At 50.9% G+C, this 15,987-nt stretch carries 14 protein-coding genes; 8 read left to right on the top strand and 6 right to left on the bottom strand.

All coding sequences use genetic code 11. The features are described from left to right. The first annotated feature begins 73 nt into the window (after positions 1-73). The 7 genes from IE117_RS11300 to IE117_RS11270 all read left to right on the top strand — a co-directional run bounded on the left by IE117_RS11300 (position 74) and on the right by IE117_RS11270 (position 5,212). Complete coding sequence (locus IE117_RS11300; protein ID WP_189564529.1) at positions 74-1,420, top strand: TldD/PmbA family protein; 1,347 nt, start codon at positions 74-76, stop codon at positions 1,418-1,420. A 163-nt stretch (positions 1,421-1,583) separates the two neighbouring features. Further along, complete coding sequence (locus tag IE117_RS11295) at positions 1,584-2,684, top strand: DUF262 domain-containing protein (protein WP_189564528.1); 1,101 nt, start codon at positions 1,584-1,586, stop codon at positions 2,682-2,684. Beyond that, positions 2,677-3,306, top strand: a complete 630-nt coding sequence (locus tag IE117_RS11290) for an MAE_28990/MAE_18760 family HEPN-like nuclease (RefSeq protein WP_189564527.1) — start codon at positions 2,677-2,679, stop codon at positions 3,304-3,306. Before IE117_RS11295 ends, IE117_RS11290 begins: the two co-directional genes overlap by 8 nt. 377 nt (positions 3,307-3,683) lie before the next feature. Continuing rightward, a complete protein-coding gene (locus IE117_RS11285) occupies positions 3,684-3,908 on the top strand; it encodes a UPF0175 family protein (protein WP_189564526.1) in 225 nt (74 codons plus the stop codon). A gap of 2 nt (positions 3,909-3,910) precedes the next feature. Beyond that, complete coding sequence (locus tag IE117_RS11280; protein WP_189564525.1) at positions 3,911-4,360, top strand: PIN domain-containing protein; 450 nt, start codon at positions 3,911-3,913, stop codon at positions 4,358-4,360. 196 nt (positions 4,361-4,556) lie between these two features. Then, entirely contained in the window at positions 4,557-4,835 is a 279-nt protein-coding gene (locus IE117_RS11275; protein ID WP_189564524.1) for a hypothetical protein, read from the top strand. An 8-nt stretch (positions 4,836-4,843) separates the two neighbouring features. Beyond that, on the top strand, positions 4,844-5,212 hold the full coding sequence (locus IE117_RS11270; RefSeq protein ID WP_189564523.1) for a type II toxin-antitoxin system VapC family toxin: 369 nt from the start codon (positions 4,844-4,846) through the stop codon (positions 5,210-5,212). 167 nt (positions 5,213-5,379) lie between these two features. On the opposite strand, the gene IE117_RS11265 is transcribed toward IE117_RS11270, so the two are convergent. Continuing rightward, positions 5,380-5,736 carry a winged helix-turn-helix transcriptional regulator gene (locus tag IE117_RS11265; protein ID WP_189564522.1) on the bottom strand — a complete coding sequence of 119 codons (357 nt, stop codon included), beginning with the start codon at positions 5,734-5,736 and terminating at the stop codon, positions 5,380-5,382. A gap of 45 nt (positions 5,737-5,781) precedes the next feature. Between IE117_RS11265 and IE117_RS11260 the strand changes: the two genes are divergently transcribed. Continuing rightward, positions 5,782-6,468 (top strand): NAD(P)H-dependent oxidoreductase, encoded by a 687-nt coding sequence (locus IE117_RS11260; RefSeq protein WP_229580747.1) that lies wholly within the window; start codon positions 5,782-5,784, stop codon positions 6,466-6,468. A gap of 119 nt (positions 6,469-6,587) precedes the next feature. Here the strand turns inward: IE117_RS11260 and IE117_RS11255 are convergent, their stop codons facing one another. From IE117_RS11255 to IE117_RS11235, 5 genes are all read right to left on the bottom strand, one after another. Continuing rightward, a complete protein-coding gene (locus IE117_RS11255) occupies positions 6,588-9,167 on the bottom strand; it encodes a cation-translocating P-type ATPase (protein WP_189564521.1) in 2,580 nt (859 codons plus the stop codon). Between the two features lie 238 nt (positions 9,168-9,405). Continuing rightward, positions 9,406-10,356 carry a fasciclin domain-containing protein gene (locus IE117_RS11250; protein WP_189564520.1) on the bottom strand — a complete coding sequence of 317 codons (951 nt, stop codon included), beginning with the start codon at positions 10,354-10,356 and terminating at the stop codon, positions 9,406-9,408. A gap of 224 nt (positions 10,357-10,580) precedes the next feature. Beyond that, entirely contained in the window at positions 10,581-11,816 is a 1,236-nt protein-coding gene (locus IE117_RS11245) for an FG-GAP repeat domain-containing protein (RefSeq protein ID WP_189564519.1), read from the bottom strand. Positions 11,817-11,919: 103 nt separating this feature from the next. Beyond that, positions 11,920-13,353 (bottom strand): sulfatase, encoded by a 1,434-nt coding sequence (locus tag IE117_RS11240; RefSeq protein ID WP_189564518.1) that lies wholly within the window; start codon positions 13,351-13,353, stop codon positions 11,920-11,922. Positions 13,354-13,541: 188 nt separating this feature from the next. Continuing rightward, positions 13,542-15,920 carry a GH92 family glycosyl hydrolase gene (locus IE117_RS11235; protein WP_189564517.1) on the bottom strand — a complete coding sequence of 793 codons (2,379 nt, stop codon included), beginning with the start codon at positions 15,918-15,920 and terminating at the stop codon, positions 13,542-13,544. Positions 15,921-15,987: the final 67 nt, after the last annotated feature.

The following is a 15,987-nucleotide window of genomic DNA, read 5'->3' as shown; positions in this document are numbered from 1 at the left end:
ATATGTCAACCCTACGGGTTTTCTATCGCTCAACTAACAGAAACCACCTACTATTCTAAAAGCGAATAATTCAATGGCAACTCTATCCAAAGCAGAAGCTAAAAAAATCATAGATAAAGTCCTCTCCTACTCCAAGGCCGATGAAGCGAGCGTGGGGTTGGGCGGCAACCGGACGGGCAACATCCGCTACGCCCGCAACTCGGTAACTACCAGCGGCGAAACGAACAACCTGTCGCTGGCCATAACATCCGTATTCGGCAAGAAGTCGGGTACGGCGACGATCAACGAGTTCGACGACGCCTCGCTGGAAAAGACCGTCCGCCGGGCCGAGGAAATCGCGCAACTCGCGCCTGAAAACCCGGAGTACGTGCCGATGCTCGGGCCGCAAAAGTACCTTGAACCCAAGAGCTACGTGGAAGCGACCGCCAAAATCGACCCCGACTACCGCGCGCAGGCAGCCCTCGACAGCCTCGATCCCTGCCGTAAAAAGAACCTCGTCGCGGCGGGGTACCTGGAAGATTCCGCCGGATTCAGCGCCATCGGCAACAGCAGAGGGCTGTTTGGCTACAACCCCTCGACTTCGGTGGATTTCTCGATCACCGTCCGCACCGCCGACGGGTTAGGTTCGGGCTACGCCATTCGCGACGTGAACGACGTGACCAAGCTCAGCACTAAAAATGCCACCGAGATCGCGATGCAGAAGGCGCTGGCCTCGGTCAACGCCCGCGCCCTGGAACCCGGCAAGTACACCGTGATTCTGGAACCCGCGGCCGCCGTGGATCTTCTGGAAAACATGATGCGGAATTTTGACTCCCGCTCCGCCGACGAAGGCCGCTCGTTCCTGAGCAAAAAAGGCGGCGAAACCCGCCTGGGCGAAAAGCTTTTCGACGAGCGCGTCAACATCTACTCCGACCCTATGAACCTCGAAATCCCCGGCTCGCCCTACGGCGGGGGCGGCGGACGCTTCGGCGGCGGTGGCAGTGACGGACGCCCCCAAACCAAGATGTCGTGGATTGAAAACGGTGCGGTCAAAAACATGTACGCCTCGCGCTACTGGTCGCAGACTAAGGGCGTGGCCGATATCCCGCCGCCTTCGGGTTTCATCATGGCGGGTGGCACCGAATCGCTGGCCGAGATGATCAAAAACACTGAGAAAGGCATCCTGGTCACGCGCTTCTGGTACATCCGCGCCGTGGACCCGCAGACGCTGCTCTACACCGGCCTTACCCGCGATGGTACTTTCTACATCGAAAACGGCGTCATCAAATACCCCGTCAAAAACTTCCGCTTCAACGAAAGCCCGGTCATCATGCTCAACAACCTCGAAGCGATGGGCGTCCCGCAGCGCATCGGTGGCAACCTGATTCCACCGCTGAAAATTCGCGACTTTACGTTTTCGAGCTTGTCGGACGCGGTGTAGGTAGTTTCAAATCAACGAATAATTAGTAAATAGATCCGAGACACAGCTTTTGGCTTTGTTCTCGGATCTTTTTTTGCGAACGCTAGGTAAGGTAACCCCAATCACAGATCAGGTTAGCGGGGTGTATATCGTAATTCTGATTGTTAATTAATTGAGATTATAAATGCTTAAAAGTGAAATCGAGGAAGCAAAGCGTGCAGTTAATACTGATACGGTTCAAATCACCATAGGCGAGGTTGCAAATATGTATAGTCAGGATGAGCTGAACATTTTACCTGACTTTCAGCGTCTTTTCCGCTGGTCTAATGAGCGAAAATCTAACTTCGTTGAGTCTATACTAATCGGAATTCCTATCCCGCCTGTTTTCGTATATGAAAACGGAGATGCCACATGGGAACTTATAGATGGTCTTCAGCGCATTTCGACATTATTGGAATTCATGGGTATCTTAAGGGATGTTGATAGCGGTGAGATAAGACGGAGCATATTACTTAAAACAAAATATCTTCCGTCATTAGAGAATGTTGTTTGGAACGCATCAACACCAGGTGAAAATGAATTAGAAAAATCATTACAGCTTTTCTTCCGTCGTGCTCGTATTGACTTTCAAATCCTGAAGCATCCGAGCGATCCGAAAACCAAATTTGACCTTTTTCAACGTCTAAACCGCGGTGGAGCGTATGCTAATGAACAAGAAGTTCGTACTTGTTCGATGGTGTTGGCTAATAGCAGCTTTACCCAAAAAATCAGGGATTTTGCGTCACGCACGGATTTTCAAAAGATATTCCAAATTAGGGGAGAACAGCGTGAAAATCAGCGAGACATTGAGTATATCGTACGGCTTATTGTTCACGGGAATGTGGATTTTGAGAAGGGCTGGGATGTACAGGAGTTTCTTGATTATACAATTGTAGATATTTTCACGAATGAAGATGAAGATAATTTGTTGCTACCCATCGGATGGACAGTTGAAACACTTTTCCGACTCTTCGGTGAAACTGCACTTATTCCTCCTATTGGTTCACCAAATTCAATCGCCTCCAGGTTTTCTCTTAGAGCTTTAGAGACTATTGCAGTTGGTATGATTCGGAACTATTCATCTATTAAACAGTTAGATAATCCTGATGCATTTGTTAAGGAAAAAGTTGTAGAACTTTGGCAGCAGCCTCAACTTGCAGAAATGAGCGCATCTGGCCTTCGTGGAACAGTGCGCATTCAGCGTACGGTACCTTTTGGCTCCAATTGGTTTAATCCGAATGGATAACATTGATAAGTTTTTCGACGATATCGATATCGCACGTTTGCGGCGCGCCCGCGAACTTTCTGAAATAAAACGATCGTTTGCTGAACTTGTGCGAACAGATTTGTCGGACATCGCCTCTAAGGCTGTCGTAGTGCTTACATACGCTAATTGGGAAGGTTTTTACAATGAGTGTGTCCAAACTTATATCGAGTTTTTGCGACATAAGGGTGGCCGGGTTCGCGATTCAGATTGGATGTTATTGTTGAGCGCGCTCAATGCCGACTTCGAAAGCATGAGAGATCGAAACCATTCTCTTGAATCACGATTAAAATTTGTTGATGACCTAAACTCAAAAATTGACTGTGGATTCGAGCTTGTCGACGCTAAGCTTATTGAGGCTCGTTCAAATCTCGACTTCTCTCGTCTTACACAAAATTACCGACTTTTAAGTTTCGACTTGGGAATTTGGCAACGCTGGCGCAATCGACTTGATAAAGAATTAGTTGGGTGGCGACATTCTGTTGCGCATGGAGAATCCCCTAACCTAAGTAGTTTAGACGTTAATGATCACATCGATTTTACTTCAAATATGCTAATGTTAGTATCAGATCAATTCCAATATGCAATGTTAGAGCGAGTCTAACTCTACTAGTGTGTGTATTCTGCTAACCTTAGTTATGTGTAGTCTTCCTCGCCATTGTGCGGGGTCTTCCAAAGGATAACCGCGTACCAAAGATGACAGGCCGTTTGCAACGGCCAGCGTCGTTAAGCACTAAACGATCCATTTTTTCGTATCTTCATCGCTCATAAAAGTTTACCAATCATGACTCTTATACTGAAATAAGGCCAGCGGCTGGAAGACGTACTTTCAAAGACGAACGCGAAGGTACCCGCCAAGCGGCTCAATGCTATGAAGTACGTCGGAGTGCTAAAAATTGAGGAGCAGCCTATGGAAATTCAGAAAAGAATGCGCGATGAGTGGGAATAGGGCTTAAGGAATCGTTTTAAAAAAATTTAAACATGAAAGTACTTAACACCGAGCTCCCTGACGAAGTGGAGCCATACGAAGCAAAAATGGTACTAGCCGCGTACATGTTCGATAGAGAAATCTTATCCTCAGGCCAGGCGGCTGAATTTGCTGGCATTTCCCGGAAGGAGTTTCTGGAAGAGGTCGGTAAATACGGCATATCGATATTCGGAGAGACAGGCGAAGACCTGGCAGCAATCCGTGGGCTGAAAATCTGACTATGCGAAAAGTCATAGTCGATGCAAGCTGTTTAATTTTATACAAAAAAATCGACAGGCTGGACATATTACAAGCATTGTTTCCTGAATTGATAGCTACCCAAGAAGTTATCGAAGAGTGTGGATTCAAGCCTGGTTGGATACAAGTGAAAAGTTTCACATCCCCAGCAAAGTACCTGGCTCTGATAGTTGGCTTGGGCAAAGGTGAGGCAAGTTCGATTGCCTTGGCTATGGAAACTGACCATAGCTTACTTATCATCGATGAGAAGAAAGGACGGAAAAAAGCCAGAGAGTTGAATCTTGAAATAGTAGGCTGTCTCGGCATATTGTTACTTGCCAAGAAGTTGGGGGTGATCGAATCGGTGAAGCAAATAGTTGATCTGATTGACAACACGAATTTTAGATTATCACCAACACTTCGAGCCAAAATTCTGAAAGAGGCTAACGAATAGATTTCTCCGAGCATGGCGTAGTATTCCGCACAGCGCGGTTGTAGGTGGTCCTCCGAAGAATGACCCCGTACTAAAAATAAGAAGGTAGTCTCCGACTGCCCACTGCCAAGTTAACGCCAAAGCCAGAAAACCAGCAATCCACTACTTGCCGCATGGGCGGCTCCGTTCTTTTTCCTTATATTTGAGAAAAAAGATTATGAACGCTCTACGCCAATTCGTCACTTCCAGTGACGGTATCATTCAGATCGAGGTACCTGCCGAATATACAAAGCGCCGTTTGGAAATCATCATCTTGCCCGCTGACGACGCCAATCAAACTGATTATGATGAGGAGGGAGCCGTAATATCATCATTGGAAAGCTTGCAGGAAGCGCACCGGATTATAGATGAAGGAGGTGGAATTGAAAGTCCGGCGAAATTCTTAGCTGATTTCGAGCGGAGTCGTCAAGATCGCTCCCTACCCTTTCGAGACTGATTTTCTCTATGCGCATCCTCGACAGTAACCTCATCATTTATTCGGCTCTGCCTGAATTCGACTACCTGCGCTCTTTGATAAAAGATAAAGATAGCCGGGCTTCCATATTTTCAAAATTAGAAGTACTGGGATTTCATGGCTTAGATTCGAAAAGCAAAAGGTACTTCGAAAGCGTATTTTACAGTCTCCCTCTTTTTCAAATTACCGATGCGGTACTATCGTCGGCCATTGGACTACGTCAGCAGCATAAAATGTCGGCGGGAGATGCTGTCATCGCGGCTACGGCATTGCATTATAATTTTGAACTTCATACCCGAAATGTTGAAGACTTCAAATGGATTTCTGGTTTGAGAATTGTGAATCCCATCTTATCCTAGCTAAACTAATTGTCTCACGTCTTGCCTTATTGCGAAATTTCCGTTCGTCGTATCGTAATGTTGCGCGCTGCAATGTTGTAGTCAATCTTCTATAGAATGCGCCGCACCATAGATAAAAGTTAGCAGCAAGGTCGACTCTGCCCTTTTTCCTGGTTCTCCCCTTTCTGTTACTCTTCCGTATGGATAATCTTTTGGCGATGCTCACTTCCCCACTTCGCCAAACTTTCAATAACCGGAAAGATCGTTTTACCATAATCTGTTAGCTCATAAGAGACTACGACGGGCTGCGTACTTTTTACCGATCTTTCAATGAGCTGATTGATTTCCATATCTCTTAGCTCCCGGCTGAGCATTTTACCCGAAATCCCGCTGATGTCTTTCAGAATTTCCGAATAGCGCTTCTCGCCATAGCGAAGGGAAGCCACAATGTGCATTTTCCAACGGCCGCCCAAAACGTCCATCGCATCGTGTACGGCTCTAATCGTGCCTTTGCAGGCTATATGATCTAATTCTGGGTTACTCATAGGTTATCTGGTTACCTGGTTGTCCTAATAACATTTTGTCATCAAGTGACAAAAGTAAACTTTGTCGGCTTACTTTTGCAACATCACCAAAGAAAAAAGACAATGGATTTATTAGAAACGCTCCAATGGCGATACGCTGCCAAGAAATACAACGACCAAAAACTGAAAGATGAACAAGTGAACGAGATTCTGGAGGCAATTAACCTGTCTGCTACTTCCGCAGGTTTGCAACCATTCAGGGTGTTTGTGGTCAACGATAGGGCGATCCGGGAAGAAATCGCAAAAGAATCATTCAACACTCAAATCCTGGAAGCATCCCATCTGTTAGTATTCGCCGCCTTTGATTCACTAACGCGGCTGCATATTCAGGACTACATGGAGTTGATTGCCAAAACGAGGGATATTCCTGTGGAAAGCCTATCCGAATTTCAGAGTGCTCTCGAAACGAATCTGCTCGCCAGAACAGACGAAGAAAACTTCATTTGGGCAAGCAAACAAGCCTACATTGGATTGGGTACCGGCTTGATTGCCGCCGCCAATCTGAAAGTAGATGCTACCCCCATGGAGGGATTTAATCAAGAAAGAGTAGATGAGCTTTTGGAGTTAAAAGAGCAGGGGTTACGCAGCGTGGTACTACTATCTCTTGGCTATCGTGACAAATCACGGGATGTTTTCGGGGGCATGAAAAAGGTTCGGCTTCCACTGGATGTCTTTGCCACGGCGGTATCCTGACACGTTTTGAAATACGTCATTTTCAAAAGCCTTCAGGAAATCTGGAGGCTTTTGAAAACTACGTATTTCTTCCCTCACCGACCGTGATTTACAATCAGGAATATCGGTCACCTTCCTATTCAAGCCACCGCGCGGCCACGTCGGCGTTTGATCCATTTTTCTACCTCAACCGCTACAAAAATAATACTTGACACACCCAGGCAGGCACCCAGTTCTCCCCAGCTCAGCGCCTGGGTATGGAACATGTTCTGTAAGAAGGGAACATAAATGACCGCCAGCTGCAAAAGGACGGTAAAGGCCACGGCCAGAGTCAATTGTTTGTTACTGAGAAGTCCCTGCTTGAATAAAGAGACCTTATCGCTACGGATGGCCAGGGAATGCCCCAACTGGCTCAACGCAAGCACGGTAAACACCATAGTCTGCCATTTCGGGTCGTCCAGCCGCATACTGACTACCTGGGTACCCAGGCAGATGCCCCCCATCAGGAGCCCCACCCAGGCAATATGAATCACCAGGCTGCGGTTGAATATTCCCTCTGCCGGATCGTAGGGCGGGCGCTGCATGGTGTTTTTTTCCACGGGCTCTGCGGCCAGGGCGAGGCCGGGCAGACCGTCCGTAACTAGGTTAATCCACAGGATGTGGATCGGCAGCAGGGGAAGGGGCAGGCCCAGCAGAGGTGCCAGAAAGAGGGTCCAGATTTCGCCGGTGTTGCTGGTGAGCGTGTATTTAATAAACTTCCTGATATTGTCGAATATCCGCCGCCCTTCGCGCACGGCTTTCAGAATGGTGGCAAAGTTGTCGTCCAGCAAAATCATGTGGGAGGCTTCTTTGGTCACGTCCGTGCCCGTGATGCCCATCGCTATCCCGATGTTGGCCTTCTTCAGCGCCGGGGCATCGTTGACCCCGTCGCCCGTCATGGCGACAAACTGACCTCTTTTCTGCAAAGCCGTCACGATATTGAGCTTCTGTTCAGGCGATACCCGTGCATACACTTTAATGGATTCAACTTCCTGCTCAAACTCCTCGGGAGACAGCTTTCCCAGCTCTTTGCCCGTAATCACCTTATCGCTTTCCTGCCGCAGGATACCCACCTGCGTAGCGATGGCTTTGGCCGTGGCCGGATGGTCACCCGTGATCATCACGGGCGTGATACCGGCGTCGAAACATTCGGCAATAGCATCAGGCACGGCCTCGCGGGGCGGGTCGATCATGGCTACCATGCCCACAAAATCAAGGTCAGATTCGGCCGTATCGGGATTATTATCCTCCGGAAGGCTATCCATCACCTTGTAGCTGTACGAAATCACCCGCATACCCTGATTTGCCAGTTCTTCGGCCCGCCTTAGAATGGGCCCCGCTTCCTGAACGGAAACATCGTCCATGGCTTCTGAAGCACCTTTGGTAAGTACCAGGTAGCTGTCTCCAAACTCATGAATGGTGGTCATGCGCTTGCGGGTCGAGTCAAAGGGTACTTCATCGGCCCGGGGATACTGCTTTTCCCAGTCCTGCTCGTAGCCTTCCTGCTGCCGGACGTATTCCACCAGGGCGATTTCAGTCGGGTCACCCAAGTAGTTTCCTTCGTCATCCTTCTTCACGTCATGATTCAGGGCCATGCAAAGCAGCAGCAGTTGTTCTTTGGTCAGATCGGCCCGTCCGGGTAATGCCACGTCATCGGGCTGCCAGGTTTCCTGTACGGTCATCTGGTTTTGGGTAATGGTCCCGGTTTTGTCCGAACACACATAGGTCACCGACCCCAGCGTTTCTACCGCCGGCAGTTGCCGGATCAGGGCGTTTTGCTTTACCATCCGTTTGGCTCCCAGCGCCAGCGCGATGGTCACCACTGCGGGCAGGGCTTCGGGAATGGCCGCCACGGCCAGCGAAATGGCCGTCAGCAGCATGCGAAGCGGTTCCTCGCCGCGCAGTAGCCCCACGCCATACAGCAGCGCACAAATGACGATCACGGCAATGGATAGCTGCTTGCCGAAGGTCGCCAGGCGTTTTTGAAGGGGTGTTTCGCTGTCGCTTTCGTCGAGCATCTGCGCAATGCGCCCCATCTCGGTTTTCATGCCGGTGGCTATGACTACCCCCTCACCCCTTCCGTCCTTGACGATGGTACCCTTGTAAGCCATATTGAGACGGTCGCCGAGGGGAGGGTCGTCGTCGGCAATGGGTTCGGTCGTTTTGGTTACGGCTTCCGATTCACCGGTGAGGGCGGCTTCCTCTACTTTGAGTGATGCAGCCTCGTACAGCCGCAGGTCGGCCGGCACCAGATTACCCGCTTCCAGCAGCACGATGTCGCCCGGCACCAGTTCGGTAGCCTCCACTTTTTTCTCAGTGCCCTCGCGGCGTACCACCGCCTCCGGGGCCGACATGTTGCGCAGAGCCTCGATGGCCTTCTCGGCCCGGTATTCCTGCACAAAGCCAATGACGGCATTCAGTACTACGATGACCAGAATCACGATAGCGTCACTCCCCTCGCCCACCAGCACCGATACCACGGCCGCGGCCAGCAGGATCAGAATCATGACATCCAGAAATTGATTCAGGATCAGCCGCCAGATGGACTTTCCGGATTTCCCTTCCAGTTCATTGGCCCCGTGCTCTTCGAGTCGTTGTCGGGCTTCCTCGTGGCTGAGGCCATCCTTCCGGGTAGTTAGTTCTTTAAATGCCGCATCAGTGGTAGCGCTGTGGTAGTTCATTCTTATGAGGAGTTGAGTTGTTGGGTAGAGGTAAAAGCAAAGATACCCCGGTTCACCGTAGTGTTCCGAGCATTGTAGTGATGCGTGGGCTTTCCAGGATTGTGGAAAACAAACAGAAATCATGGCACAGCTTCGGCGCAGACTCAAATCTGTCCATCTTTTCAACAAAAGCGCCGGACGCAGGAACGGTGTCTACCATTCCTGCGCCCGGCGCTTTACTAAATCCATTGCTCTATTATTATGGGAGCAAAACGCGGTCGATCACGTGAACCACTCCATTGGTAGCCAGGATATCGGCCTTGAGTACTTTAGAAGCCATGGTATTTCCATTGCCTTTAACGGTAACGCCGTTGCTGACATCCACGGCAAGTTGACCACTTCCCGCCGTAGTAACATTCCCGTTAGCCAGAGTAGGGCTGAAGGCCCGATCGGCAACGACATGATTAAGTATTACAGCCGCAAGCGTAGCCGCCGGAGCTGCCTGAATGGAAGCAATACTCGGAAAACCAGCGGCGATGAACGCCTCATTGGTAGGCGCAAAAACGGTAAAAGCGTTACTAGTAGAAGTAAGCGCACTGACTACGGCCGGGTTGCCCGTTGCGGCACGGGTGGCAGCCGCTACCAGATAGGTAAGGCTGGGGTCTCCCTGAGCAATTTCCAGCAGGTTCAGAGTTGGAGGCATCAATACCCGGTCAATGGTGTGTATCAGGCCATTTTCGGCTCGCATATCCGTTGCTGTCACCCGCGCATTGTTGACCGAAACGGCCGAGGCGGTTTTAGTAACATATATGTCGCCCCCCTGCAGGGTGGGTACTGCCGTGTTTTTTCCAACTACCAAGGCCGAGGCAGGAACATTGAAACCCAGCATATGGTACAACAGCAAAGATCTTACCGTACCAGTCGCCAGAGTCTTAACCGCTGCCGGATCGGCAAAGCCTGCAGCCTGAAAGGCGGCGTTGGTCGGGGCAAAGATGGTTACCGTGTTCAGGCGAAGGTCGCTTGACAATCCTGCGTACTCAATAGCGTCTCTTAAAATGGAAAAATTGCTATTGGCCGCCACAACGTCCACCAAAGTCTGTCTGGGGGGAGGGGGCGTGGTGTTATCTGTACAAGCACCCATAAAACCTACCATCAGCAGGGCCATGCCTATCTGCCTGGTTCTGCGTATCCACTCACTTGCTCTTTTCATAAAAGTTTTGATTGTTTTTTGTGAATATTTACATTACTGCTTCAACCCGCTGCGACTCGATAAGTTTGTAGAAGGCTAAAAAAACAACCAACCGGTAGTATTTTTTATCGATAACTCTATGGTTCAGACCATGGTCCATCGGAAAAGTCGCGTTCATCGACGTAGCAAATCGGGCAGAGAAAAGCTGTAAAAAGAGTATGCCATCGTTGAAGATCGGTTGCTGTTCACTTAGCTGGGTTTTCGTACCAGATCACCCCCAACCCTTTGCTATTCACTCCGTAGTTTTCCTCACAGATCAACACATCGAGGTCACCGTCCTGATCCAGATCAAGAAGTTCGGCTTTATCATACTTGGCGTTGTGAACACCCGATATGCTATGAATGGGAACCGTCGGCTTGTAAAGGTCTTTTCCGTTGATCCAGCCCAGGCCATTTTTTTGTAAACCTGCGGTTTCGGTACTATACACTATGTCTATTATTCCATCGCCGTTTATATCTCCCGCTTCCACAGACTTGGGGCGGCCGTAGTCATCAGGGATCGGAATTTTTACCCTCTCTTTCCAGCCAATCCCTTGTTTATCGAGCCGCTGAATGATGCGGATGGTTTGGTGCGTTTTTTCGGTAATCAGTGCTTCTTCCACGCCGTCGCCGTCCATATCGGCCATCGTCATGAACATCACTTCTAGTCCGGCGCCGGCTATCATATGGCTTTTCCAGCTCGCCTTCTGAGCTTCGCCCAGCCCGGGATTTTCGAGCCAGCGGGCTCCCCGTAGTGCCCCCTGCCGATCCGTGATCACCACGTCGCTATCGCCGTCACTGTCCATATCCCGGAAAATAATTGACATGATCCAGCCCGCCGGAGTCATGGTGTGCCATTTCCATTGGCTCAGGTCACGCGGGCTGGTCGGGGCTTCAAACCAGCCGACCTCAGCTTTGGTGTCTTTCCCGCCCACAACCAGATCGACTCCGTTCTTACCGTCAATCTGCAGCGGCTGGGCATACATCCACATCATACGGTCGATTGAGGCGGAAAGAACCTGCTGTTTCCATTGGTTAGGGCCCAAAAGATTGTCGGACTGCGACCAGTGCACGTAAATCTTTTCGGTCCCTTTTTCTGTACAACTGATTATTTCCAATTTTCCATCACCATCCAGGTCTGCAAGCACCGCATCCTCCACATTGGGGGTGACGCCCACCGTCACGGCTGGCCAGGGTACTTTGACCCTGGAAACGCCCGGATTCAGGTACAATCTGGTGCGCCCCCCTTCTTCCCAGCCCGTCACGATGTCGGGCAGTCCGTCTGCGTTAACATCCGCCATCTTGACCCCGTCGGCTCCGGTCGAGGAAGAATCAATGGTATGCCGGGGCCAGGGTTGTGCCTGGGCAGAAGTCATGTAAACCGGGTAGAGGATAATACCCAATATTGCCAGCCGACGAAGTACCCTGTTCAGAATCATCATTTCAGCTCAATTGTTGTCGGCTATACTTCGTTTGAGGTGTCGTTAGTTTGACCATCCTCTCCCGGATTTTATTCAGAAGGACTTTTAAAAAACACTCCCTGACTCAATTCTCCGGCTTTTCCTTTTTGCCATCGCCCTGATAAGCGGTGAGCAGGACGGGATTATGTACTTTGATGTAGGCCAAAAGACGGGCATCCAGCTCTTTTGCTTTTTTGGGATTCTTCGCGGCCAGGTCCGTCACCTCGCCCTGATCTTTACTCAGGTCGTACAACTCCGTTTTTCCCGTTTTCCAGAACCGCACCAGCTTATCATTGCCCGAAATAATGGCCGAATGGGGATAGCCATTGTTATAGCGGTGGAAATAGAAGTCCTTCGTCGTACGGCTTACCACTCCTTTGCCCCCGTTTTTCAGAACGGACAGAAAACTACCCCCATCCCTATCTTTTTCGGGGCGGGCTGTACCGCCTGCCAGTTCGGCAAAGGTGGGGAGCAGATCCCAGCCAATGACAGGCACATCACTCTGACTTCCAGCTTTGATGCCCGGCCCCATCACGATAAAGGGAACCCGGATGCCCCCCTCGAAAAGTACCCATTTTCCGCCACGGAGCGGGTAGTTGCGCATGGGCTGGTCAAATTTCGAGGGATGGTCCAGCCGGTTGCGCACCGGAGGCAGAAACTCGGTGGCCCCGTTGTCGGCCATCAGGAAAATGTAGGTATGGTCGGCAATCCCCAGCTTTTCCACCTTATCCAGGATGGAGCCGATACCCGTATCGAGATCGAAAAGCATTCCAGCCCAGGCTGGGTTACCATGCCGTTTTCCCTCCTTCTTTTTGGTAAAGTAATCAAGCGTAGACTGCCTGGTTTCCATATTGACGTGAGTGGCGTAATGCGAAATCTGCAGGTAGAACGGAATTTGTGCAGCGGCTTGCTTTTCCATGAAACCAATGGCCCTTTCGGTCAGGGAATTGACTTTTTTGGGATCTTCGGTAAGGTAGTGGTCGTCCCATTTGTCGCCTTTTACCTGCACCAGATTTCCGTTTCCGTTGCGGGTGTCGCCATCACTGAGGTCATACCCAAACTGTTCCGGTGCCATTTCCGCCCTGAAATCCCACTTCCCCAAATAAGCGGCCTGGTAGCGGTTATCGATTGCTTTCAGTACCTGCGGCAGAGCGCGCGGCGCATTACTACCGGGCTTGTAACGGTCGGGGAATCCCTCTTCGCCCTGACGAATGGGCGTTTGCCCAAACTGAATACTGCGGCGCGTGGGAGAACAGATCGCAGCCGGAGCGTACCCGCGTGTAAACCGCATCCCCGCCCGGGCCATCCGGTCGATATTGGGCGTTTCGTAACAGTCGCTGGCAGACTCAGGCAGATCATTTTGCATCCTTGACGATAAGGAGGTCCACCCCTGATCGTCGGTCAGGATAAAAATAATGTTGGGAGGCATGGCCAATGGCGAACGGGCGGGCCTGCTACCGCTTCCCACCAGCAAGCCCAATGCCATTACTAACAGGGTACTTTTATGGTAGTTTAGCATCGTCGTTCAGTCTAAATACAGTCGATGATTTTCAGGGTACTTTTCCAAACAGCTTACCTTCTCTTTTTAAAAAAAGAAGTACCTGCTGGATTGACAAAGGAAATTACTTCTTTGTTTCCTGGAAGCAGGCCCAGTTCCACCCTTTTGCCCATCGCTTACCTGGCTTTCCCAAAATTTCTTATCCTGATCTAGCGCAAATTCGACATCGAAGGGGGGGCATCCTCGGGTCGGCTGCCCCAGTTCTTATTGGGATTAGCGCCCATTTTCAACGTCAGCGTTCCTCCTTTAACCAGGGTTTCGTGAAGGACCCAGGGGCGTGTAAAGGGACTTCCATTCAGAGTAGCCTCCTGGATATAAGTACCCTTCCCTTTCGTGTCAATCGTAAAAGTACCTCCGGGATAGTAATCAGGGTTGAGGTGAATGGTGATTTTGGAAAATAACGGGCTCGTTATTTCATAAAACGGTTTCTCAGAAGTACCCCCATTTGTCGAGAAGAGGCCCGTTTTCAGCAATACCGCCAACGATCCCATCAGCCCCTGATCTTCGTCGCCGCTGTACCCTTCCTGGGGCGAAATGCCGCTGTATACTTTTTCGATAATCTGCCGGGTCCAGTGCTGAGTGAGCCAGGGCGCTCCGGCGTAGTTGAACAGCCAGGGCGTTTGCATGCTGGGCTGATTGCCGTAGTTGATGTATACCCGCCGGTACTCTTCCAGGGTTTCTTTGTCGTGCGATTTACCGGAAACAAAATCATGATTTTCGGCTTTTTCAAATGAGCCGTTCAGCTTGGTTACGAAAGCCTCGTTCCCACCCATGAGTTTGATCAGGCCCTGTACATCATGAGGCACAAACCAGGTGTACTGCGCGGCGTTGCCCTCTTCCCAGCCATTGTCGTAGCGCAGGATATCCACCGGCTCCGCCCACTTGCCGGTGGTATCGCGCACCCACATCCAGCCCAGTTCAGGATTCCAGATATTCTTGTAGTTCTCGGCTCTTTTTGTAAAGAGCGCATAGTCGTCTTTTTTGCCGAGTTGGTGGGCCAGCTGGCCAAGCGCGAAATCCTGGTAGGCGTACTCGAGCGTTTGGGCCGAACCGTCCTGATGTCCGCCGTAGCGGCGCTTGTACAACGGATGGGGTACGTAGCCCCGCTCCATGTAGGCTTCGATCCCTCCGCCTTTGAACGTGTTGTGCTCGTAACCTGCTTTGCTCATCATGCCGCCGGGAAAGTGGTTCTTGCGCAATCCTTCGTAGGCTTTATTGATGTCAAATCCACGAATGCCTTTCAGCCAGGCACTGACGATGAATGGCGTGGACGAAGCACCCGTCATCACGTACGTATAGTTCCCTCCGGAAGGGCCGCGCGGAATGAGGCCGCCGTCGTCGTACATCATGAGCATGGAATTGACGAAAGACTCGGACACTTCGGGATAGACCAGGTGCCAGAGGGTATTGAGCGACCATTGCGCCCCCCAGAAGGAGTCGGAGTTGTGGTGGTTGAATTTGGGTTTGCCGTCGGCGCCAAGGGGTATCTGCCCGATGCGCCGCTCCGGGCCGGTCATGTCAAGGTACTTGCCGTTGACGTCGTTTACAATACGCCGCCCCTGCAAGGCATGCCACAGATCGGTGTAGAAGCGCCGTTGCTCGGTGAGGGTGCCCCCTTCGATCTCCATGCGTCCCAGCCAGTCGTTCCAGTCGGCGCGGGCTTCGGTGCGGGTTTTGTCAAAATTCCAGTGGGGTAGCTCGGTGGTCAGGTTGAGGCGGGCCTGTTCGGTACTTACGTAGGAAATAGCCACCTTCATCTGGCGGACCTCGCCTTTTTTGGTCGGGAAGCTGACGTAAGCTCCGGTTTTTTCGCCTTCGATTTTATCTTCAACTGTAACAAGTTTGCCATCCTTCCAGCCGCTGAATTTTTCGAAAGGTTTATCAAAAACCGCTACAAAGTATATGGTAAAGGGTTTAGGACGGCGGGAGGTAGGGGCCATCACCGTATAGCCTTCCAGTTCGGTGGTACTTACCTTGTGAATGGATCCACTTTGCTGCTCCGAGTTGCCCAGAATCGTTGCAAAGTCAAACAGGATGTGGCTTTGCTCCGCCTGGGGATAGGTGTACTTATGGAAGCCCACCCGGGTAGTGGCCGTCAGTTCGGCGGTGATCTGATAGTCGTCCAAAACTACCTTGTGGTACCCGGCTTTGGCGAGTTCGGTCTTGTGCGAGTAGCGCGAGCCGTACGCATCCGGGCCGAGGTGCCCCTTAAAAGTACCCGTGGTAGGAAGCACCGGAATGCCCGACATCTGCCAGGCGTGCACATGGCTGAAACACTTGATCGAATCTTCATTGTAGCGGTAGCCCGAGTTCCAGGCACCGTTCAGGGCCATGTCGGGACTCAGGTTCACCATGCCAAACGGCCGGGTGGCCGAGCTGAAAAAGAACCAGCGCGAATTGGCCGAATCGACCAGCGGCTCCACTAGGTCGGCCGGGGCGGTTTTGGCGGGGACGGATTTTTCGCGAAAAGAAGAGGAAGCTACCAGCAGTCCGGCGAGCGCAAGGACGTAGGCTTTTTTGTGAAGCATTGGGGTAAAAATCAGGTTAAAAAATGCCAAGATAAAAAAAGGTCTGCCCTTTGAAAAGGAGCAGACC

This window comes from Persicitalea jodogahamensis, from assembly GCF_014651615.1.
GTDB classification, from domain to species: Bacteria; Bacteroidota; Bacteroidia; order Cytophagales; family Spirosomataceae; genus Persicitalea; species Persicitalea jodogahamensis.
The sequence above is the reverse complement of the archived record's forward strand: the minus strand, read 5'-3'. Positions and strand labels throughout refer to the sequence as shown.